Annotated in this window: 1 pseudogene; it reads left to right on the forward strand. The window is 66.4% G+C overall.

The features are described from left to right. Positions 1-219: pseudogene (locus KZZ06_RS22170) on the forward strand (hypothetical protein); the annotation flags it as partial. Positions 220-238 lie beyond the last annotated feature (19 nt).

Consider the following 238-nt stretch of genomic DNA (forward strand, 5'->3'; position numbering starts at 1 on the left):
CGCGACGAGGCCGACAAGATCAGCCAGGTCAAGGACGCGCCGAGCGCCTCTGACGCGACCGAGCTCCCGAAGGACCAGTCCGAGCTGGAGACGAAGTTCGCCTGGGATCGCCGGATCTTCCAGGAGCGGAGCCAGTCGCTGACCTATGTCTGCGAGGTTCCGCAGCTGCTCGAACAGCGGCTCGGTGAGATCGCGCGCCTGATTCAGGCTCGCCTGTGACCTGCGCCGGCCGTCATTG

The sequence above is a fragment of the Sulfitobacter sp. CW3 genome, assembly GCF_019392245.1.
Taxonomy (GTDB): domain Bacteria; phylum Pseudomonadota; class Alphaproteobacteria; order Rhodobacterales; family Rhodobacteraceae; genus Sulfitobacter.